Source organism: Streptococcus halitosis, from assembly GCF_027691175.1.
Classification (GTDB): Bacteria; Bacillota; Bacilli; order Lactobacillales; family Streptococcaceae; genus Streptococcus; species Streptococcus halitosis_A.
Window position 1 is genome coordinate 148,310 of record NZ_JAQFBD010000002.1, and the last position, 20,849, is coordinate 169,158.

Annotated in this window: 19 protein-coding genes; 17 read left to right on the plus strand and 2 right to left on the minus strand. The window is 43.6% G+C overall.

Annotated elements, in window-relative coordinates; translation table 11 throughout:
- Nucleotide 1 precedes the first annotated feature (1 nt).
- The 6 genes from clpX to whiA are packed head-to-tail and all read left to right on the plus strand — an operon-like array spanning nt 2 to nt 5,044.
- Entirely contained in the window at nt 2-1,234 is a 1,233-nt protein-coding gene (gene clpX, locus PG086_RS07365) for an ATP-dependent Clp protease ATP-binding subunit ClpX (RefSeq protein WP_002874765.1), read from the plus strand.
- 8 nt (nt 1,235-1,242) lie between these two features.
- On the plus strand, nt 1,243-1,830 hold the full coding sequence (gene yihA, locus PG086_RS07370; RefSeq protein WP_000422603.1) for a ribosome biogenesis GTP-binding protein YihA/YsxC: 588 nt from the start codon (nt 1,243-1,245) through the stop codon (nt 1,828-1,830).
- Nucleotides 1,831-1,839: 9 nt separating this feature from the next.
- On the plus strand, nt 1,840-2,220 hold the full coding sequence (locus tag PG086_RS07375) for a RidA family protein (protein WP_001140420.1): 381 nt from the start codon (nt 1,840-1,842) through the stop codon (nt 2,218-2,220).
- A 51-nt stretch (nt 2,221-2,271) separates the two neighbouring features.
- Nucleotides 2,272-3,162, plus strand: coding sequence for an RNase adapter RapZ (gene rapZ / locus PG086_RS07380; protein ID WP_000163039.1), 891 nt, complete (start codon nt 2,272-2,274; stop codon nt 3,160-3,162).
- A complete protein-coding gene (locus PG086_RS07385; protein WP_001231060.1) occupies nt 3,159-4,136 on the plus strand; it encodes a YvcK family protein in 978 nt (325 codons plus the stop codon). Before rapZ ends, PG086_RS07385 begins: the two co-directional genes overlap by 4 nt.
- A complete protein-coding gene (gene whiA, locus PG086_RS07390; RefSeq protein ID WP_268702709.1) occupies nt 4,133-5,044 on the plus strand; it encodes a DNA-binding protein WhiA in 912 nt (303 codons plus the stop codon). The genes PG086_RS07385 and whiA overlap by 4 nt, the downstream gene beginning before the upstream one ends.
- A 32-nt stretch (nt 5,045-5,076) precedes the next feature.
- Here the strand turns inward: whiA and PG086_RS07395 are convergent, their stop codons facing one another.
- Nucleotides 5,077-6,045: an NAD(P)/FAD-dependent oxidoreductase gene (locus PG086_RS07395; RefSeq protein ID WP_270748401.1), complete on the minus strand. Its 969-nt coding sequence runs from the start codon at nt 6,043-6,045 to the stop codon at nt 5,077-5,079.
- A 136-nt stretch (nt 6,046-6,181) separates the two neighbouring features.
- Between PG086_RS07395 and cdaA the strand changes: the two genes are divergently transcribed.
- From cdaA to PG086_RS07435, 8 genes are all read left to right on the plus strand, one after another.
- Entirely contained in the window at nt 6,182-7,039 is an 858-nt protein-coding gene (cdaA, locus tag PG086_RS07400; protein WP_167265280.1) for a diadenylate cyclase CdaA, read from the plus strand.
- On the plus strand, nt 7,026-7,808 hold the full coding sequence (locus PG086_RS07405) for a YbbR-like domain-containing protein (protein WP_001230923.1): 783 nt from the start codon (nt 7,026-7,028) through the stop codon (nt 7,806-7,808). Before cdaA ends, PG086_RS07405 begins: the two co-directional genes overlap by 14 nt.
- A 28-nt stretch (nt 7,809-7,836) precedes the next feature.
- Nucleotides 7,837-9,189: a phosphoglucosamine mutase gene (glmM, locus tag PG086_RS07410; protein ID WP_167265693.1), complete on the plus strand. Its 1,353-nt coding sequence runs from the start codon at nt 7,837-7,839 to the stop codon at nt 9,187-9,189.
- Nucleotides 9,190-9,262: 73 nt separating this feature from the next.
- Nucleotides 9,263-9,637 (plus strand): DUF1149 family protein, encoded by a 375-nt coding sequence (locus tag PG086_RS07415; protein WP_001050092.1) that lies wholly within the window; start codon nt 9,263-9,265, stop codon nt 9,635-9,637.
- A 2-nt stretch (nt 9,638-9,639) separates the two neighbouring features.
- On the plus strand, nt 9,640-10,488 hold the full coding sequence (locus tag PG086_RS07420) for a DegV family protein (RefSeq protein ID WP_109290155.1): 849 nt from the start codon (nt 9,640-9,642) through the stop codon (nt 10,486-10,488).
- A 151-nt stretch (nt 10,489-10,639) separates the two neighbouring features.
- Nucleotides 10,640-11,407 (plus strand): 4-hydroxy-tetrahydrodipicolinate reductase, encoded by a 768-nt coding sequence (gene dapB, locus PG086_RS07425; RefSeq protein ID WP_084974916.1) that lies wholly within the window; start codon nt 10,640-10,642, stop codon nt 11,405-11,407.
- Complete coding sequence (locus tag PG086_RS07430; protein WP_109290154.1) at nt 11,404-12,603, plus strand: CCA tRNA nucleotidyltransferase; 1,200 nt, start codon at nt 11,404-11,406, stop codon at nt 12,601-12,603. Before dapB ends, PG086_RS07430 begins: the two co-directional genes overlap by 4 nt.
- Nucleotides 12,600-14,471 carry an ABC-F family ATP-binding cassette domain-containing protein gene (locus PG086_RS07435; protein WP_270748404.1) on the plus strand — a complete coding sequence of 624 codons (1,872 nt, stop codon included), beginning with the start codon at nt 12,600-12,602 and terminating at the stop codon, nt 14,469-14,471. The genes PG086_RS07430 and PG086_RS07435 overlap by 4 nt, the downstream gene beginning before the upstream one ends.
- A 37-nt stretch (nt 14,472-14,508) precedes the next feature.
- Here the strand turns inward: PG086_RS07435 and mntE are convergent, their stop codons facing one another.
- The gene (gene mntE, locus PG086_RS07440; protein ID WP_270748406.1) at nt 14,509-15,696 is read right to left on the minus strand and encodes a CDF family manganese efflux transporter MntE; all 1,188 of its coding nucleotides are present in this window, start codon (nt 15,694-15,696) and stop codon (nt 14,509-14,511) included.
- A 307-nt stretch (nt 15,697-16,003) separates the two neighbouring features.
- Between mntE and PG086_RS07445 the strand changes: the two genes are divergently transcribed.
- The 3 genes from PG086_RS07445 (at nt 16,004) to PG086_RS07455 (ending at nt 20,821) form a co-directional block, all read left to right on the plus strand.
- On the plus strand, nt 16,004-18,700 hold the full coding sequence (locus tag PG086_RS07445; RefSeq protein WP_270748407.1) for a cation-translocating P-type ATPase: 2,697 nt from the start codon (nt 16,004-16,006) through the stop codon (nt 18,698-18,700).
- A gap of 103 nt (nt 18,701-18,803) precedes the next feature.
- On the plus strand, nt 18,804-19,214 hold the full coding sequence (locus PG086_RS07450) for a peptide deformylase (protein WP_270748408.1): 411 nt from the start codon (nt 18,804-18,806) through the stop codon (nt 19,212-19,214).
- An 11-nt stretch (nt 19,215-19,225) separates the two neighbouring features.
- Nucleotides 19,226-20,821 carry a hypothetical protein gene (locus tag PG086_RS07455; RefSeq protein ID WP_270748409.1) on the plus strand — a complete coding sequence of 532 codons (1,596 nt, stop codon included), beginning with the start codon at nt 19,226-19,228 and terminating at the stop codon, nt 20,819-20,821.
- The last annotated feature ends 28 nt before the right edge of the window (nt 20,822-20,849 follow it).

Consider the following 20,849-nt stretch of genomic DNA (forward strand, 5'->3'; position numbering starts at 1 on the left):
CATGCCTACAAATAGGAAAAATGATATGATGGTTTATTGCTCATTTTGTGGCAAAAGCCAAGAAGAAGTAAAGAAAATAATCGCTGGGAACAACGCTTTTATCTGTAATGAATGTGTGGAGTTGGCCCAGGAAATCATTCGGGAGGAGTTGGCCGAAGAAGTTTTGGCAGACTTGTCTGAAGTGCCAAAACCAATCGAGCTCCTCAATATCTTGAACCACTATGTGATTGGTCAAGATCGTGCCAAACGTGCCTTGGCAGTGGCTGTATACAATCACTATAAACGCATCAATTTCCACGATACGCGTGAAGAGTCAGAAGATGTGGATTTGCAGAAGTCAAATATCCTGATGATTGGCCCAACTGGTTCAGGGAAAACTTTCTTGGCTCAGACCTTGGCTAAGAGCTTGAACGTGCCTTTCGCTATTGCAGATGCGACAGCTCTGACTGAGGCTGGTTATGTGGGTGAGGACGTGGAAAATATCCTCCTCAAACTTTTGCAGGCTGCTGACTTTAACATCGAACGTGCAGAACGTGGGATTATCTACGTGGATGAAATTGACAAAATTGCCAAGAAGAGCGAGAATGTGTCTATCACACGTGACGTTTCGGGCGAAGGGGTACAACAAGCCCTTCTCAAGATTATCGAGGGAACTGTCGCTAGCGTGCCACCTCAAGGAGGACGCAAACATCCACAACAAGAGATGATTCAGGTGGATACTAAAAATATCCTCTTTATCGTGGGTGGTGCTTTTGATGGCATCGAAGAAATTGTGAAACAACGTCTGGGAGAAAAAGTCATCGGTTTTGGCCAAAATAACAAGGCGATTGACGAAAATAGCTCCTACATGCAAGAAATCATCGCAGAAGACATTCAAAAATTTGGTATTATCCCTGAGTTGATTGGACGCTTGCCTGTCTTTGCAGCTCTTGAGCAATTGACGGTTGATGACTTGGTTCGCATCTTGAAAGAGCCAAGAAATGCCTTGGTCAAACAATACCAAACCTTGCTTTCTTATGATGATGTTGAATTGGAATTTGACGATGAAGCCCTTCAAGAAATCGCTAATAAAGCCATCGAACGCAAAACGGGTGCGCGTGGTCTTCGCTCAATCATTGAAGAAACCATGCTAGATGTTATGTTTGAAGTACCGAGTCAGGAAAATGTGAAATTGGTTCGCATCACGAAAGAAGCTGTCGATGGAACGGAAAAACCCATCCTAGAAACAGCCTAGAGGTGACTATGGAACTTAATACACACAATGCTGAAATCTTGCTCAGTGCGGCTAATAAATCCCACTATCCGCAGGATGAACTGCCAGAGATTGCTCTAGCAGGACGTTCAAATGTTGGTAAATCTAGCTTTATCAACACCATGTTGAACCGCAAAAATCTTGCTCGTACATCGGGGAAACCTGGTAAAACCCAGCTGCTCAACTTCTTTAATATTGATGACAAGATGCGTTTTGTGGATGTACCAGGTTATGGCTATGCCCGCGTTTCCAAAAAGGAACGTGAAAAGTGGGGGCGCATGATTGAGGAGTACCTGACGACTAGGGAAAATCTCCGTGCCGTGGTCAGTCTGGTGGATTTTCGTCATGACCCGTCAGCAGATGATGTGCAGATGTACGAATTTCTCAAGTATTATGAGATTCCGGTTATCATCGTTGCGACCAAGGCGGACAAGATTCCTCGCGGTAAGTGGAACAAGCACGAATCAGCAATCAAAAAGAAATTAAACTTTGACCCAAGTGACGACTTCATCCTCTTTTCATCTGTCAGCAAGACAGGGATGGATCAGGCTTGGGATGCAATATTAGAAAAATTGTGAGGGAAAGAAATGGCAAAAACAATTCATACAGACAAAGCTCCAAAAGCTATCGGACCATATGTTCAAGGAAAAATCGTTGGCAATCTTTTGTTTGCTAGCGGTCAAGTTCCCCTATCTCCTGAAACTGGAGAAATTGTAGGAGAAACGATCCAAGAACAGACAGAACAAGTCTTGAAAAATATCGGTGCTATTTTGGCTGAAGCAGGAACAGACTTTGACCATGTTGTCAAAACAACTTGCTTCTTGAGCGATATGAATGACTTTGTTCCTTTTAACGAGGTTTACCAGACTGCCTTTAAAGAGGAATTTCCAGCTCGTTCAGCTGTAGAGGTTGCACGTCTTCCTCGTGATGTAAAAGTCGAAATTGAAGTGATTGCAGAGATTGGATAAGCTAGTTGAAGTTTGGCTCTGCCAAACTTTTTTTGATATAAGGAGAGATAGATGACAAAGAAACAACTTCACCTGGTGATTGTGACAGGGATGAGTGGCGCAGGGAAAACGGTAGCCATTCAGTCCTTCGAGGATTTGGGATATTTCACTATTGACAATATGCCACCAGCCCTCTTGCCAAAGTTTTTGCAGTTGGTTGAGACCAAGGATGATGACCATAAGTTAGCCCTAGTAGTCGATATGCGGAGCCGTTCTTTCTTTTCAGAGATTCAGGCTGTTTTGGATGAATTGGAAAACCAAGACGATTTGGACTTCAAAATTCTCTTTTTAGACGCAGCAGATAAGGAATTGGTGGCACGCTATAAGGAAACTAGACGAAGTCACCCTCTAGCTGCAGATGGTCGGATTTTAGATGGCATCAAGCTGGAACGCGAACTCTTGGCACCTTTGAAAAACATGAGCCAAAATGTGGTGGATACGACCGAACTCACTCCGCGTGAGCTTCGTAAAACCATTGCAGAGCAATTTTCAGATCAAGAACAGGCCCAGTCTTTCCGTATCGAAGTCATGTCTTTTGGATTCAAGTATGGTATCCCTATCGATGCAGACTTGGTCTTTGATGTCCGTTTCTTGCCAAATCCATACTACCTCCCTGAACTTCGCAATCAGACAGGTGAGGATCAAGCAGTTTATGACTATGTGATGAATCATGAAGAGTCTGAAAGTTTTTATCAGCACTTACTCGCCTTGATTGAGCCCATTTTGCCAAGTTACAAAAAAGAAGGCAAGTCCGTCTTGACCATTGCAGTAGGATGTACAGGTGGACAACACCGTAGTGTAGCCTTTGCCAAGCGCATAGCTGAGGACCTTGCTAAAAATTGGCCTGTCAATGAAAGCCATCGTGATAAAGACAGAAGAAAGGAAACGGTAAACCGTTCATGAGAAAACCAAAGATAACGGTAATTGGTGGAGGAACAGGTATCCCCGTCATTTTGAAAAGCTTGCGAGAAAAGGATGTTGATATCGCAGCCATCGTAACGGTAGCTGATGATGGTGGCTCTTCTGGTGAACTAAGAAAGAATATCCAACAGCTGACACCACCAGGCGATCTTCGCAATGTTCTGGTAGCCATGTCGGATATGCCTAAGTTTTATGAGAAGGTTTTTCAGTACCGTTTCTCAGAAGAGGCTGGAGCTTTTGCGGGTCATCCTCTAGGAAATATCATTATAGCAGGGCTTTCTGAAATGCAAGGGTCCACTTATAATGCCATGCAGCTGCTAAGTCTCTTTTTCCACACAACAGGAAAAATTTACCCATCGAGCGATCAGCCTCTGACACTGCATGCAGTCTTTAAAGACGGTTCTGAGGTGGCAGGTGAGAGCCACATTGCAGACCATCCAGGTATGATCGACCATGTCTATGTGACCAATACCTTGGATGATGAAACACCCCAAGCCAGCCGTCGAGTAGTCAATACCATTCTCGAGAGTGACATGATCGTCTTGGGGCCTGGTTCCCTCTTTACATCGATTTTGCCGAATATTGTTATTGAGGAGATTGGACAGGCTCTCTTGGAGACTAAGGCTGAGATCGCCTATGTCTGCAATATCATGACCCAGCGTGGGGAAACAGAGTACTTTTCAGACAGTGACCACGTGGAAGTCCTCCATCGACACTTAGGTCGGCCTTTTATCGATACGGTCTTGGTCAATATCGAAAAGGTTCCTAGAGAATACATGGATACCAACCGTTTTGATGAGTATTTGGTTCAGGTAGAGCATGATTTTGCTGGTCTTTGCAAGCAGGTTCCTCGTGTGATTTCATCCAACTTCCTTCGTTTGGAAAATGGAGGAGCCTTCCATGATGGCGATTTGATTGTAGACGAATTGATGCGCATTATACAGGTGAGAAAATGAGTTTTACAGTTGCAGTAAAAGAAGAAATTCTTGGTCAGCACCATCTCAGTCGTCATGAATTGTCTGCCATCATCAAGATGTCTGGCAGTATCGGTCTCTCTACTTCAGGCCTGACCTTGTCCGTCGTGACCGAAAATGCCAAGTTAGCTCGTCATCTTTATGAGTCTTTTCTCCATTTTTATGACATCAAGTCAGAAATTCATCACCATCAGAGAAGCAATCTTCGCAAGAATCGTGTCTACACGGTCTATACCGATGAGAGGGTGCAGGAGCTTTTGGCTGATTTGCGGCTTGCGGATTCCTTCTTTGGTTTGGAGACGGGTATTGATCCCGATATCTTAGCAGATGAAGAAGCTGGTCGTGCTTACTTATGTGGGGCCTTTCTGGCAAATGGTAGCATCCGAGATCCGGAGTCTGGTAAGTATCAGTTGGAGATTAGTTCCGTTTATCTGGACCATGCACAAGGATTGGCCTCTCTCCTCCAGCAGTTTTTGCTGGACGCTAAGGTTATTGAGCGAAAGAAAGGTGCAGTTACCTATCTCCAGCGGGCAGAAGACATTATGGATTTCTTGATTGTGATTGGGGCCATGCAGGCGCGTGATAATTTTGAGCGCGTCAAGATTTTGCGTGAAACTCGTAACGATCTCAATCGGGCTAATAATGTCGAGACAGCTAATATCGCTCGAACGGTTTCTGCTAGTATGAAGACCATTAATAATATCAGTAAAATCAAAGATAGAATGGGTTTGGAAAATTTACCCGTGGATTTGCAGGAGGTAGCGCAGTTGCGGATTCAGCATCCAGACTACTCTATCCAGCAGTTGGCAGATAGCCTGAGCAATCCCCTAACCAAAAGTGGTGTCAACCACAGACTTAGAAAAATAAACAAGATTGCTGATGAACTATAAAACCACGGATTGTTCAATCCGTGGTTCTTTTCTTATAAACTTGTTGAGTGTTTTGGTTGCACTTTTTGGTCTGGGTCGATGTAGTTGATAGCATTGTTAACAGCTGTTGGCGCTTCACCCAGTCCTGTCGCGATCAAATCAATTTTTCCTTCATAGTAACAGCAGTCGCCGATAGCATAGATACCTACTTGGCTAGATTCCTGTTTGCTGTTGACGATAATCTTGTGTCGGTTGAGATCCAGACCCCATTTTTTTAGATTTCCGACAGAAGACTTGAAGCCGTAATTGACAAAGAGGTGGTCTAAGTCAATCGTTTCTGCTTCATCCGATTTGACTTTGGTGATTTCTAGTTTGTCGAGTGTTTTTCCATCTCCGATAAGTTGGCTAGGAACGAACGGTGTCTTGATGGTTACAGATGATTCTTGCAGGGCTTGCACACTGTGTTCCAAGGCGCGGAAGTTATCTCGACGGTGAACAAGGGTAGTTGGCGCAATTTTTTCAAAAGCTAGAGCCCAGTCCACAGCTGAGTCTCCCCCACCAAGGATGGTTACTTTCTTGCCAGCGTATTGTTGGATATTGGAAACGTGGTAGTGGATATTTTCATAGTTTTCAACGCCATCTAATTCGAGCGGACGTGGCTTGAAGGCGCCACCACCCATAGCAATGATAACGGTTTTAGTCAGGTGACTTCCCTTGTTGGTTGTAATGGTAAATCCTTGATCTTGTTTATTAATTTCAAGAACGGTTTCATTGAGATGAATAGGGGTATCAAAGCCGTTTAGCTGTTCAATCAAGCGATTGGTCAGCTCTTCCCCAGTTAAGTTTGGAAAACCTGGCACGTCAAGGATTTGCTTTTCAGGGTAGAGGATGGCTGGTTGACCACCGAGTTGGGGAAGAGAGTCGATGATTTGGACTTTGGCTTGGCGTAGGTGGGCGTAAAAGGCAGCAAAGAGGCCGACAGGACCGCCCCCTACAATGGTAATATCATAGAGTTGAGACATGATTTCTCCTTCGTTTTTTCTAGTCAGTTTATTGTATCATAATTTTGCTTAATTTAAAATGAAGTAGGATGGGGAAAAAATGAGCAGAAAATGGTATAATGATGAGTAAAGTGTTTTGACAGGGAGGAGGCCAAGGATGAATTTTCAACAATTATCCAATTTACAATACTGGACGAGTTTGTTTTCAAGTCCTTGGAGTATAGTCACCAATCTGATTGATATTCTCATTGTGACTTATATTTTATATCATTTTACTAAAGCTATTGCAGGCACCAAGATTATGATATTGGTCCGTGGGGTCTTAGTTTTTATTCTAGCCCAGATTCTTTCCAATATGATTGGTTTAACGACTATTTCCTGGTTGATCAATCAGATCATCACCTACGGGGTGATTGCAGCGGTGGTTATCTTTTCACCAGAGATTCGGACTGGTTTGGAGCGATTGGGCCGGGCTACTGATTTCTTCTCCAATGCCCCTATTAGTGCGGAAGAGCAGATGGTTCGTTCATTTGTGAAATCAGTTGAATACATGAGTCCTCGTAAGATTGGGGCGCTTGTAGTGGTTCAGCGAGTAAGAACCTTGCAGGAATACATCTCGACAGGGATCCCTTTAGATGCTAAAATTTCGGCTGAATTGCTTATCAATATTTTCATTCCCAACACTCCCTTGCATGATGGTGCTGTCATTATCAAGGAAGACCGAATTGCTGTAACTTCAGCCTATCTACCCTTGACTGAAGATACCGGGATTTCCAAGGAGTTTGGAACGCGTCACAGGGCGGCGATTGGTTTGTCGGAAGTGTCAGATGCTCTTACCTTTGTGGTTTCGGAAGAAACGGGTGGAATCTCCATCACCTATAATGGAGTCTTTAAGCACGATTTGACCTTGGAAGAGTTTGAATCTGAATTGAGAAGAATCTTACTTCCAAAGTCAGAGAAAAAGCAAGGTCTGAAAGAGCGCTTGCTAGGAGGATTGAAACATGAGAAAAAATAGTTTATACATCATTTCTTCCTTCTTTTTCGCCTGCATTCTCTTTATCTATGCAACATTGACAAACTATCAGAATAGCAACAGTGCCAGACAGGTGCGAACGGAGACTTATACAAACACAGTTCTTAATGTCCCAATTGATATTCAGTATGACAGTGATCAGTATTTTATCAGTGGTTTTACATCTGAAGTGACGGTCTTTCTAACAGGGTCAAACAGAGTTGCTTTGGCGAGTGAGATGCAGGAAAGTACCCGCAAATTTAAGGTGACGGCTGATCTTTCTGATGCTAGTGTAGGAACCATCGAAGTTCCTCTGACTATTGAAAATTTACCGAGTGGTTTGACGGCTGTTGCGACACCGCAAAAGATAACAGTGAAGGTTGGTAAAAAAGCAAAACGGGACAATGTCATTGTTGTGCCGGAGATTGATCCTAGTCAGATTGATTCTCGCGTGAAAATCGATACAGTTACTGTATCAGATGAAAAAGTAACGGTTATTAGTGATGAGGAAACCCTCTCCAAAGTAGATCGTGTCATTGCCATCTTACCGACGAGTGAACGGATAACTAGAAACTACTCGTCCTCTGTTCCTCTACAAGCAGTCGATAAAAATGGAAATGTCTTACCAAGCGTCATTATGCCGTTTGACACAACTATGAAAATTACAACAAAAACAGCAACGTCTAGTTCAAGTAACTCGTCAACAAGTTCCTCAGAAGGCAGTTCGTCTTCAACGAGTTCAGAAACAAAATCAGATTCGTCTAAACAATAATAAATAATAGAAAAGGATGATAAATAAAATGGGTAAATATTTTGGGACCGATGGAGTCCGTGGAGAAGCAAACGTAGAATTGACGCCAGAATTGGCCTTTAAACTGGGACGTTTTGGTGGTTATGTTCTTAGCCAACACGAAACAGAAGCCCCTAAAGTCTTTGTAGGACGTGATACACGTATCTCAGGAGAAATGCTAGAATCTGCCTTGGTGGCAGGTCTTCTATCAGTAGGGATTCACGTCTACAAACTTGGTGTCCTTGCAACACCAGCAGTAGCTTATTTGGTTAAAACTGAGGGAGCTAGTGCGGGTGTCATGATTTCAGCGAGTCACAACCCAGCCCTTGATAATGGAATTAAGTTCTTTGGTGGGGATGGATTCAAACTTGATGACGAAAAAGAAGCAGAAATCGAAGCCTTGTTGGACGCTGCCGAAGACACACTTCCTCGTCCGAGTGCAGAGGGCTTGGGAACCTTGGTGGACTATCCAGAAGGTTTGCGTAAGTATGAAGGCTACCTTGTTTCAACTGGAACTCCTCTTGAGGGAATGAAAGTTGCCTTGGATACAGCCAATGGTGCAGCAGCTACAAGTGCCCGTCAGATTTTCGCTGATCTAGGTGCCCAGTTGACAGTTATTGGCGAAACACCAGATGGTCTTAATATCAACTTGAATGTGGGTTCTACACATCCAGAAGCTCTTCAAGAAGTGGTCAAAGAAAGCCAGTCAGCTATTGGTTTGGCCTTTGACGGAGATAGTGACCGTTTGATTGCTGTTGATGAAAATGGCGACATCGTCGATGGTGATAAGATCATGTACATCATCGGAAAATACCTTTCTGAAAAAGGCCAGTTGGCTCAAAACACCATCGTGACAACGGTTATGTCTAACCTTGGCTTCCATAAGGCCTTGGAGAGTGCTGGTATTAACAAGGCAGTGACTGCTGTTGGAGACCGCTATGTCGTTGAAGAAATGAGAAAATCAGGCTACAACCTTGGTGGTGAACAGTCTGGTCACGTTATCTTGATGGACTACAATACAACTGGTGATGGTCAATTATCAGCTGTTCAATTGACTAAAATCATGAAAGAAACAGGCAAGAGCTTGTCTCAACTAGCATCAGAAGTGACGATTTACCCACAAAAACTGGTCAATATCCGAGTGGAAAATGCCATGAAAGAGAAAGCCATGGAAGTACCAGCCATCAAGACAATCATCGAAAAGATGGAAGAAGAGATGGCAGGGAACGGTCGTATCCTTGTCCGCCCAAGCGGAACAGAACCCCTCTTGCGTGTCATGGCAGAAGCGCCAACAACAGAAGAAGTGAACTACTACGTAGATACGATTGCTGCTGTTGTTAAAGATGAAATCGGAATTGACTAAAGCCTAGAAAACTAGATGAAATGATAAAAATGTGGTACAATTGCATAGTAAATTGTAGCAATGGGAGAGAAAAATGAATCTTAAACGAGAACAAGAATTTGTTAGCCAGTATCACTTTGATGCTCGTAACTTTGAATGGGAAAATGAAAATGGAGCTCCTGAAACCAAGGTAGACGTGAACTTTCAGTTGCTCCAACATGACCAAGAAAATCAAGTGACTTCGCTTGTCGTTATCTTGAGCTTCATGATTGTCTTTGACAAATTTGTCATCAGCGGAACGATTTCCCAAGTTAACCATGTGGAAGGTCGTATTGTCAACGAACCAAGCGAATTTAACCAAGAAGAAGTCGAAACCTTGGCACGTCCATGTTTGAACATGCTCAATCGTTTGACGTATGAAGTAACAGAAATCGCCTTGGATCTTCCAGGGATCAATTTGGAGTTTTAGTCATGAAATTAGCTGTCATTACAGATTCTTCAGCCTATTTAGAGGAGAAGACGCTGCAAAGAGAGAATCTTTTTATCTTGGATATTCCTGTCAATATTGATGGAGAGGAGTATGTTGAAGGTGTCAATCTAACTGCTGAGGAATTTTATCAAAAAATGGCTCAGTCTGCAGAATTGCCTAAAACTAGTCAACCGAGTATTGCCAAATTGGATGAGATTCTAAGTTCCTTGAAAGATGAAGGCTATACCCATGTCTTGGGACTCTTTCTTTCGTCAGGAATTTCAGGCTTTTATCAGAACATCCAATACATGTTGGATGAGTATGATGACTTGACCATTGCCTTTCCAGATACCCATATCACAAGTTCCCCTCTAGGATTTATGGTAGAGAGTGCCTTTGAATGGGCAGAACAAGGCGATGATTTTGCCCAGATTCAGGAGAAGTTGGGGATTCAAATTGCTGATAATTCAGCCTTTATCATAGTAGATGACCTCGACCACTTGGTTAAAGGAGGACGTTTGTCAAATGGGGCAGCCATCTTAGGGAATCTCCTCAGTATCAAGCCTATTCTTTATTTCAATGACCAAGGTGTGATTGAAGTTTACGAAAAAGTTCGTACAGAAAAGAAAGCAATTAAACGTTTGGTGGAAATCATCAAGGAGTTGACAAAAGATGGGAACTACCGTATAACAGTCATCCATGGGAACGCTCCTCAAAAGGCAGCGGATTTACGTCAGCTTTTGATGGAGAGTGGTGTGACTGCTGAAATTCCAATTGAAACCTTTGGTAGTGTCATTGGGACCCACCTTGGAGAAGGTAGTATCGCCTTGAGCTATACACCAATCGTCTAAATTGTTTTTACAAGCTTTGTATCTTAGCAATTGAACACGGCCTACCTGCCTCTTGAAAAAAGATGCCTGTCTTGCCTTTCATGGAAAGTCAGCGCCATTCCCTATTTTTCATGGGCAGCTAACGTCCTTTGTATCTTAGTCAGGAGTAGTGATGAGTATTCGAGTAATTATTGCCGGGTTTAAGGGAAAGATGGGCCAAGCTGCTTGTCAGATGGTCTTGGCTGATCCAGACTTGGACTTGGTCGCAGTTTTGGATCCTTTTGAGTCTGAGTCAGAATGGCAAGGGATTCCTGTCTTTAATGATAAGGCTGATTTAGCCGGGTTTGAAGCGGATGTCTGGGTAGACTTTACTACACCAGCCGTTGCCTACGAAAATACACGCTTTGCTCTTGAAAATGGCTTTGCTCCAGTAGTTGGAACAACAGGATTCACTAGTGACGAAATTGCAGAACTAAAAGCATTTTCCCGTGAACAAGATTTGGGTGGCTTGATTGCTCCTAACTTTGCCTTGGGAGCTGTCTTGCTTATGCAATTTGCGGCGCAGGCTGCCAAATATTTCCCAAATGTAGAGATTATCGAGCTCCATCATGACAAGAAAAAAGATGCTCCGAGCGGAACAGCCATTAAAACGGCTGAGTTAATGGCGGAAGTTCGAGAGTCTATTCAGCAAGGTGCGCCTGATGAGGAAGAATTGATTGCAGGTGCTCGCGGTGCTGACTTTGATGGCATGCGCATCCACTCGGTCCGTCTACCAGGCTTGGTAGCCCATCAGGAAGTCATCTTTGGAAATCAGGGAGAAGGATTGACTCTCCGGCATGACTCCTATGATCGCAGCTCCTTCATGACAGGGGTCAATTTGGGAATTAAAGAAGTTGTCAAGCGTCATGAGCTTGTCTATGGATTAGAACACTTATTATGAGATTAACGCAAATGCCTTCTGAATTTCAGAAGGCTTTACCAGTATTAGAAAAAATTAAAGAAGCAGGCTTTGAGGCCTATTTTGTTGGGGGCTCCGTCAGAGATGCCCTCCTCAATCGTCCCATCCATGATGTGGATATCGCGACTTCTTCCTATCCAGAGGAGACCAAGCAGATTTTTCCACGAACAGCTGATATTGGAATCGAGCACGGAACCGTCTTAGTTTTAGAAGGGGACGAGGAGTATGAGGTAACCACCTTTCGGACCGAAGATGTCTATGTGGACTATCGCAGGCCCAGCGCGGTTTCCTTTGTGCGTTCGCTAGAAGAGGACCTCAAGCGCCGTGATTTTACAGTCAACGCCTTTGCCTTGGATGAGACAGGCGAAATCATTGACTTGTTCCATGGTTTAGAAGATTTGGAAAACCAAGTCTTGCGAGCAGTTGGAGTAGCTAGTGAGCGTTTTAACGAGGATGCTCTGCGGATTATGCGTGGTTTCCGTTTTCAGGCCAGTCTCGGTTTTAAAGTTGAGTCAGAAACTTTTGAGGCGATGAAGACTTTGACGTCGCTTTTGGAGAAAATTTCTGTAGAGCGCACCTTCGTTGAGTTTGATAAACTCTTGCGGGCACCTTTTTGGCGAGTGGGTCTGTCTTCCATGATTGAGAGTCGAGCTTATGACTATCTTCCAGACATGGCAGGAAGCCGGGACAAGCTCAACAAACTGTTTGATTTGGAGAATGATTTCACTTTTGAATCCTCCGAACAAGCTTGGGCGGCTCTGTTGTGGGCTTTGGAGATTAAAGATGCACAGCCATTTTTGAAGGCATGGAAAACCTCACGCCAGTTTGCCAAGCAGGTTCAGGATTTGCTGACCATTTTGGCTTTGCGAGAAGAAGGAGAGCTGAGCAAGCGTGATTGTTATCGCTTTGACTTGGATTTACTTTTACAGGCTGAAAATCTTCGTCAGGCCCAAGGAAAAGAAGTCAATCCACAAGCCATCACAGAAACTTACCAGAGTTTGACCATTCATGACAAGAAAGAAATTCAGATTAACGGTGGAATTTTGATTAAGGAATATGGTTACCAGCCAGGACCAGACTTGGGAGAGATTTTAACAGAGATTGAGTTTGCCATTGTCGATGGAGAATTGGAAAATGATCGTCAAGCAATCCATGCTTACCTGAGGGAGAAAAAATGAGTGATTTTATCGTTGAAAAACTAAGCAAATCCGTTGGTGACAAGACCGTTTTTAAGGATATTTCTTTTATCATCCATGACTTGGACAGAATCGGTCTGATAGGTGTCAATGGGACTGGTAAGACCACCCTTTTAGACGTCCTTTCTGGTGTTTCTGGCTTTGATGGGGATGTCAGTCCTTTTTCAGCTAAGAATGACTACAAGATTGGCTACTTGACACAGGATCCTGATTTTGATGATAACAAGACGGTCTTGGATACGGTTCTCTCCAGCGACCTCAAGGAAATTCAGCTCATTCGTGAGTATGAGTTGATCATGCTCAACTACAGCGAGGACAAGCAGGGTCGTTTGGAACGGGTCATGGCAGAGATGGATTCTCTCCAAGCCTGGGAAATTGAAAGCCAGGTCAAGACGGTTCTCAGCAAGCTGGGTATTCAGGACTTGTCCACTCCAGTTGGGGAACTGTCAGGTGGTCTGAGAAGACGGGTCCAGTTGGCGCAAGTTCTCCTAGGAAACCACGACCTCTTGCTTCTGGACGAGCCGACCAACCATCTGGACATTGCGACCATTGAGTGGCTAACCCTCTTTTTGAAAAATTCCAAGAAGACCGTTCTCTTTATCACCCACGATCGTTATTTCCTAGATGCGCTGTCAACGCGGATTTTCGAGTTGGACCGAGCAGGCTTGACCGAGTATCAGGGGAATTATCAGGACTATGTTCGCCTCAAGGCGGAACAGGATGAGCGTGATGCGGCCCTTCTCCATAAAAAGGAACAACTTTATAAGCAAGAATTGGCCTGGATGCGCAGACAACCGCAGGCGCGTGCGACCAAGCAGCAGGCTCGTATTAATCGTTTCCATGACCTGAAAAAGGAAGTTTCAGGTGGCGTTGCTGAGACAGACTTGAGCATGAATTTTGAGACCAGTCGGATTGGGAAGAAAGTCATCGAGTTTCAGAATGTTTCCTTTGCTTATGAGAATAAGCCAATATTGCAAGATTTTAATCTCTTGGTGCAAGCTAAAGACCGTATCGGTATCGTTGGGGACAACGGTGTTGGGAAATCAACCCTACTCAACTTGATTGCAGGAAGTCTTGAGCCAACTGAAGGACAAGTTGTGAGAGGGGAAACTGTTCGCATCGCCTATTTCTCTCAACAAATCGAAGGCTTGGATGAAAGCAAACGGGTCATCAATTACCTGCAGGAAGTAGCAGAAGAGGTTAAGACCAGTGGTGGTTCCACGACTTCCATTGCAGAGTTGCTGGAGCAGTTCCTCTTCCCACGTTCGACGCATGGAACCTTGATTGAGAAATTGTCTGGTGGCGAGAAAAAACGTCTTTATCTCCTCAAACTTCTCCTGGAGAAACCAAATGTTCTCCTCTTGGACGAGCCGACCAATGACCTAGACATTGCGACTTTGACAGTCTTGGAGAATTTCTTGCAAGGCTTTGCCGGACCAGTCTTGACAGTCAGCCATGACCGCTATTTCTTGGATAAGGTAGCGACCAAGATTCTCGCCTTTGAGAATGGAAGTATCCGTACTTTCTTTGGTCATTATACCGACTATATTGATGAAAAAGCCTTTGAAACAGAGATGGCCAATCAAGTGCAAAAGGCCGAAAAGGAGAAAGTGGTCAAGGTACGTGAAGACAAGAAACGTATGACCTACCAAGAAAAGCAGGAGTGGGTAAGCATTGAAGGGGATATTGAAACCTTGGAAAATTGTATCGCTGCTATTGAAGAAGAGATGCAGGCAAATGGTTCTGACTTTGGCAAACTAGCGACGCTTCAGAAAGAGCTCGATGAGAAAAATGAAGAACTCCTTGAAAAATACGAACGCTATGAATACCTAAGTGACTTTGATAGTTAGGTGAATAGAAAACTCCTGTCATTACGACAGGAGTTTTCTATTCTTCTTTTTTAGTCTCTTGATGAAAGATATTTTGCCAAGTCTCATGGCGACGCCAGATACTGGTGTGGACGATGCCATCTAGCTTATAGCAAATGAGCTTGGTTTTCTGACTAATGGAGGTAATCTGAATGTCCTTAATTGCAGCTTTAAGTTCTTTTTCAGCCTTATAGGCCTCTTTATCCATCTGCTCTCCATCTTGACGGATATAGCGAAAGTCCTCAGCAAGGAGTTCTTCTAGTTGGTTTCCTTGGTCAATCAATTGCTCGCGCATGAGCAGTTTTTTGTAGACATTGTCTAAAATTTCGTCTTCAGGTATAGGCGCTGGCTCGATATGGACGTCGGTATCAAAGACTCCAAAACGCTCTTCTAGCATAGACTCGACCTGGTCTGCAATCTCATGACTTTCATAGACAGATAAGTCGGGATTCATTTCTAAGGTGATATCAAGGTAGATGTTGCTACCGTAGGTACGCCCTCTTTGGGACTTGACCTTACTAATCTTTGGAATTTCCATGATAGCCTTTTGGTAGTCTTCTAGTAGCCGGTCATCAAAACCATCTGAAAGACTGAAGGAAGACTCGATAAAGATATCATAGGCTGTCTTTAAGATAAAGAAAGTGATGATGATAGCGACTAATTTATCCACAATCGGATAATTAAAACTGCTGGCTAGGATAGCAATGGAAGTCCCAAGCGAGGTGACTGCATCGGAAAGATTATCTTTAGCTGCTGCCTTTAGAGCTTTGGATTTGGATTTCTTACTGAGGCGTGTGTTATAGAGATAAACGACAAACATAACCGCTGCAGAAATGATTCCTAGAAATGCTCCCAGAGGATCGATAATCGTTTGTTCCCGACTGAGGATTTTCTGAATGGTATCCCGAAGCACATCAAAGCCAACGTAGAACATGATGATGGAAGTGATCAAACTAGCTAAATCTTCAATCTTCCAGTGTCCAAAGCGGTGGTCACGGTCTGCAGGCTGGCGAGCCATTCGAATGCCGATCAAGAGAGCAACATTTCCAATGATATCTGATACGTTGTTGAAACCATCCGCTACCAAACTGGATGAATGAAGTAGATGTCCAGTTGCTAATTTAGCTGCTGATAAGAGTAAGTAGGTCGAGATACTGACAATAGCACCACGCTCAGCTAACTTGAGATTTGAGATTGATTGCTTCATCAAACTTCCTTTTCAGTATAAGTAATATTCTTTCATTATACTGGTTTTTGCGGGAAAATTCAAATTTAGTCCTCCTTTATCGAATTTTAATGATTGAAAACTTTTCAAAATTTGGTATAATAGTACTACTCAAGGGAGTAGCTGGCAGAAACCTGTGATAGTGTCGTCATTCCGAATTGTGTACTGCAAAGTATGCTTTCCGGCCCTATCTTAAACAGCGAGACTTGTTATGATTAACAAGTCTCTTTTTGTTTGTCATAAAACAAAAAGAGAACTTGTTTTGCACACAATGTCAAGGAGGAGACACATGTCAAAAGAACAAAAACGCCAAGCGTTTTATACTCAAAGTCCTGAAGAGGTCTTGAAGTCAGTTGAAGCAACTGAGCAAGGCCTTTCGTCAAGCGAAGCGCAAAAACGCCAAGCTGAATATGGACGCAATGAACTGGAAGAGGGTGAGAAAAAATCTCTCTTGGTTAAATTCATTGAACAGTTTAAGGATTTGATGATTATCATCCTAATTGCTGCAGCTATCTTATCAGTCATAACTTCTGGTGGGGAAGATATCGCAGATGCCATCATTATCCTAGCCGTGGTTATCATCAACGCTGCCTTTGGTGTTTACCAAGAAGGAAAAGCAGAAGAAGCCATCGAGGCCCTCAAGTCTATGTCCAGTCCAGCTGCTCGCGTTATTCGTGATGGGCACATGGCAGAGATTGATTCCAAAGAATTGGTGCCAGGAGATATCGTTGCCCTTGAAGCTGGTGATGTGGTACCAGCAGACCTACGTTTGCTAGAAGCCAACTCTCTTAAAATCGAAGAAGCGGCTTTGACAGGTGAGTCTGTTCCAGTCGAAAAAGACTTGACAGTCGAGCTTGCTGCAGATGCTGGTATTGGTGACCGTGTCAATATGGCCTTCCAAAACTCAAACGTGACTTATGGTCGTGGTCTTGGTGTTGTTGTCAATACAGGTATGTATACTGAAGTGGGTCATATCGCTGGCATGCTCCAAGATGCTGATGAGACAGACACACCACTCAAACAAAACTTGAACAACCTTTCTAAGGTCTTAACCTATGCAATTTTGGTTATTGCCCTTGTTACTTTTGTAGTTGGAGTCTTCATCCAAGGCAAAGATCCACTTGGTGAGTTGATGACTTCTGTTGCGCTTGCTGTTGCAGCCATCCCAGAAGGACTTCCTGCTATCGTGACCATCGTTCTTGCCCTTGGTACTCAAGTTTTGGCAAAACGAAACTCTATCGTTCGTAAGTTGCCAGCAGTTGAAACGCTTGGTTCAACTGAAATCATCGCTTCTGATAAGACTGGTACGCTTACCATGAACAAGATGACAGTCGAGAAAGTCTTCTATGATGCAGTCCTACATGATTCAGCTGATGACATTGAACTAGGTCTCGAAATGCCTCTTCTTCGTTCTGTTGTTTTGGCTAATGATACTAAGATTGATGCAGAAGGAAACCTGATCGGGGATCCAACGGAAACAGCCTTCATCCAGTATGCCTTGGATAAGGGCTATGATGTTAAAGGATTTTTAGAGAAATATCCTCGTGTAGCTGAATTGCCGTTTGACTCAGATCGTAAACTCATGTCAACGGTTCACCCATTGCCAGATGGGAAATTCCTAGTGGCAGTCAAAGGGGCTCCAGATCAACTTTTGAAACGTTGTGTTGCTCGTGACAAGGCTGGAGATATTGCTCCGATCGATGAGAAAGTCACTGAATTAATCCATACAAACAACTCTGACATGGCTCACCAAGCCTTGCGTGTCCTTGCAGGTGCTTATAAGATTATTGACAGCATTCCAGAAAACCTGACTTCTGAAGAACTTGAAAACAACTTGATCTTCACTGGTTTGATTGGAATGATTGACCCTGAGCGTCCAGAGGCTGAAGAAGCCGTTCGTGTCGCTAAGGAAGCAGGAATCCGTCCAATCATGATCACTGGTGACCACCAAGACACAGCGGAAGCCATTGCCAAACGTCTGGGAATCATTGATGAAAAAGATACGGCGGACCATGTTCTGACAGGTGCGGAATTGAACGAACTTTCTGATGAAGAATTTGAAAAAGTCGTTGGTCAATACTCTGTTTATGCGCGTGTATCTCCAGAACACAAGGTTCGTATCGTGAAAGCTTGGCAAAATCAAGGTAAGGTCGTTGCCATGACAGGTGATGGTGTTAATGATGCGCCAGCTCTGAAAACAGCTGATATCGGTATCGGTATGGGAATAACTGGTACAGAGGTTTCTAAGGGGGCTTCTGATATGATTCTTGCGGATGACAACTTTGCGACCATTATCATCGCAGTTGAGGAAGGACGTAAGGTTTTCTCAAACATTCAAAAGACTATTCAGTACCTTCTTTCTGCCAATACGGCTGAAGTATTAACCATCTTCCTGTCAACCTTGTTTGGTTGGGATGTCCTACAGCCAGTTCATCTCTTGTGGATTAACCTGGTAACGGATACCTTCCCAGCTATTGCTCTCGGTGTTGAGCCAGCTGAGCCAGGTGTTATGACCCACAAACCACGTGGACGCAAGTCAAGCTTCTTCTCAGGTGGGGTCATGAGTTCCATTATCTATCAAGGTCTCCTTCAAGGCGCCCTTGTTCTGTCCGTTTATGGTCTTGCCCTTCTTTACCCAGTTCATGTGGGTGACAATCAAGCTATCCACGCAGATGCTCTTACTATGGCCTTTGCAACACTTGGTTTGATCCAGCTCTTCCATGCCTACAATGTAAAATCTGTTTACCAGTCTATTTTGACTGTTGGTCCATTTAAATCTAAAACTTTCAACTGGTCAATCTTGGTTTCATTTATTTTACTAGCATCAACTATTGTTATCGACCCATTAGAAAGCATCTTCCACGTAACCAAACTAGACTTGTCACAATGGGCCATTGTTCTGGCTGGAAGCTTCTCAATGATACTCATTGTCGAAATCGTTAAGTTTGTTCAACGCAAGCTTGGTTTTGATAAGAACGCGATTTAAAAAGAAAGTCATCTTCGGATGGCTTTTTTTGCATTTGAGGAGAATAGTTAGGAGTTATCCACTTTTATGCTATAATAAAGTAAAATGGCAAGGAGCGAAAGAAATGGAAAAGAAAATTGTCCGAGATGTCTTATTCCTGTCGCAAGTTTCGAAACCTGCAAGTCAGGAAGACCTTTATCTGGTTAGAGATTTACAGGATACCCTGCTAGCCAATCGCGAGACCTGTGTTGGTCTGGCGGCTAATATGATTGGCGTGCAGAAGCGGGTGATTATCTTTAATCTTGGCTTGGTTCCCATAGTTATGTTTAACCCCATTCTCCTTTCCTCTGAAGATCCTTACGAGACAGAGGAAGGGTGTTTGTCCTTGACTGGGGTACGGTCAACGACTCGCTATGAAACGATTACGGTTTCCTATCGCGATAGCAAGTGGCAGGAACAGACCATTACACTGACAGGTTTTCCAGCTCAGATCTGCCAACATGAACTGGATCATTTGGAAGGACGAATTATTTAGGAGGAACTCAGATGAAACGCATACTCTTTGAACTTGTTTTTATCGCAACGACCTGGTATATCTTTTTACCACCACTTAATCTTACGAGTTGGGAATTTATTTTTTTCCTATGCGGACATTTGGTGGTGATGGGAATTTTGTTTAGTTTTCGAAGGGATATCAATCTTCTCAAGACGGTTCATGTACGTCATGGCAAGCCTGCCAACGAACTCAATCTAGAAGGGCTTCATTTTAATAGACTAGGTGGAGGATTGTTGCTGGCCGCGGGACTTATCTTTGCCCTTGCTGGTCTGGTAAGCCTAGTAACTTCTAGCTTTTTCCAAGCAAAAAATTATGCTAATGTGGTGTCCATCACAGAAAAAGACTTTAAAGATTTTCCTAAGAGTGATACCAGTAAGGTTCCAATCCTAGATCGGAGCACTGCAGAAAAGATTGGTGACCGTTACCTGGGGTCTCTGACGGATAAGGTCTCCCAGTACGTAGCAGCAGATACTTATACCCAGCTGACAGTTGATGGCAAGCCCTATCGGGTGACACCTTTGGAATATGCTGATCCGATTAAATGGTTCAATAATCAGTCCAAGGGGATTGGCGAGTATATCAAGGTTGATATGGTGACAGGAAATGCGGAATTGGTAGATTTAAAAACACCGATGAAGTATTCGGACTCTGAGTATTTTAACCGAGACGTCAAACGTCATCTTCGAATCAAGTACCCAACCAAGATTTTTAAAACGCCATCCTTTGAGGTGGATGATGAAGGCAATCCTTTCTATGTAGCAACCGTTTATCAAAAACAGTTTGGTCTAGGAGTCCCTCGCCCTTCGTCTGTTATTATCTTAGACGCCACCAATGGAGAAACCAAGGAATACAGCTTGGATGAAGTACCAGAATGGGTGGATCGTGTCTATCCAGCAGAAGAAACCATCGAACAAATCAACTACAACGGTAAGTATAAAGACGGTTTCTGGAATGCCTTGATTTCTAAGAAAAATGTTACCCAAACGACGGAGGGCTATAACTATCTTTCTATCGGAAATGATATTTATCTTTACACGGGGGTGACTTCTGCAAACGCTGATGAAAGTAATCTAGGGTTTATCCTTGAAAATATGCGCACTGGTGAAATCACCAAGTACAATCTAGCATCAGCAACCGAAGAATCTGCCCGAGCTTCCGCAGAAGGAGCAGTTCAAGAGAAGGCCTACAAGGCTACCTTCCCTATCCTTGTCAATCTCAATGACAAACCACTCTATATCATGGGCTTGAAGGACAATGCAGGCTTGGTCAAGGAGTATGCATTGGTCGATGCCGTGGAGTACCAAAACGTTATCGTAGCAACTACGGTAGATGAACTCCTCAGCAAGTATGCCAATAAAAACGACCTCGAGCTGGATAATGAAACGGTAGAAAACATCAAGGGTATCGTCTCAGACCTTAAATCAGCTGTCATCAAAGGTGATACTGTCTACTTCTTCAAAATTGATGGCAAGATTTATAAGGTCAAGGCTTCCGTGTCAGACGACCTTCCTTACCTCGAAAATGGCCAAACCTTCGAAGGTCAAGTTGGAAAAGATAACTATCTCAAGACCTTTAAAGTACAATAATACTCTTCGAAAATCAAATTCAAACTAC

Coding starts and splice junctions, on each gene's coding strand:
- clpX (WP_002874765.1), top strand. CDS start 2: ATGCCTACAAATAGGAAAAATGATATGATGGTTTATTGCTCATTTTGT.
- yihA (WP_000422603.1), top strand. CDS start 1,243: ATGGAACTTAATACACACAATGCTGAAATCTTGCTCAGTGCGGCTAAT.
- PG086_RS07375 (WP_001140420.1), top strand. CDS start 1,840: ATGGCAAAAACAATTCATACAGACAAAGCTCCAAAAGCTATCGGACCA.
- rapZ (WP_000163039.1), top strand. CDS start 2,272: ATGACAAAGAAACAACTTCACCTGGTGATTGTGACAGGGATGAGTGGC.
- PG086_RS07385 (WP_001231060.1), top strand. CDS start 3,159: ATGAGAAAACCAAAGATAACGGTAATTGGTGGAGGAACAGGTATCCCC.
- whiA (WP_268702709.1), top strand. CDS start 4,133: ATGAGTTTTACAGTTGCAGTAAAAGAAGAAATTCTTGGTCAGCACCAT.
- PG086_RS07395 (WP_270748401.1), bottom strand. CDS start 6,045: ATGTCTCAACTCTATGATATTACCATTGTAGGGGGCGGTCCTGTCGGC.
- cdaA (WP_167265280.1), top strand. CDS start 6,182: ATGAATTTTCAACAATTATCCAATTTACAATACTGGACGAGTTTGTTT.
- PG086_RS07405 (WP_001230923.1), top strand. CDS start 7,026: ATGAGAAAAAATAGTTTATACATCATTTCTTCCTTCTTTTTCGCCTGC.
- glmM (WP_167265693.1), top strand. CDS start 7,837: ATGGGTAAATATTTTGGGACCGATGGAGTCCGTGGAGAAGCAAACGTA.
- PG086_RS07415 (WP_001050092.1), top strand. CDS start 9,263: ATGAATCTTAAACGAGAACAAGAATTTGTTAGCCAGTATCACTTTGAT.
- PG086_RS07420 (WP_109290155.1), top strand. CDS start 9,640: ATGAAATTAGCTGTCATTACAGATTCTTCAGCCTATTTAGAGGAGAAG.
- dapB (WP_084974916.1), top strand. CDS start 10,640: ATGAGTATTCGAGTAATTATTGCCGGGTTTAAGGGAAAGATGGGCCAA.
- PG086_RS07430 (WP_109290154.1), top strand. CDS start 11,404: ATGAGATTAACGCAAATGCCTTCTGAATTTCAGAAGGCTTTACCAGTA.
- PG086_RS07435 (WP_270748404.1), top strand. CDS start 12,600: ATGAGTGATTTTATCGTTGAAAAACTAAGCAAATCCGTTGGTGACAAG.
- mntE (WP_270748406.1), bottom strand. CDS start 15,696: ATGAAGCAATCAATCTCAAATCTCAAGTTAGCTGAGCGTGGTGCTATT.
- PG086_RS07445 (WP_270748407.1), top strand. CDS start 16,004: ATGTCAAAAGAACAAAAACGCCAAGCGTTTTATACTCAAAGTCCTGAA.
- PG086_RS07450 (WP_270748408.1), top strand. CDS start 18,804: ATGGAAAAGAAAATTGTCCGAGATGTCTTATTCCTGTCGCAAGTTTCG.
- PG086_RS07455 (WP_270748409.1), top strand. CDS start 19,226: ATGAAACGCATACTCTTTGAACTTGTTTTTATCGCAACGACCTGGTAT.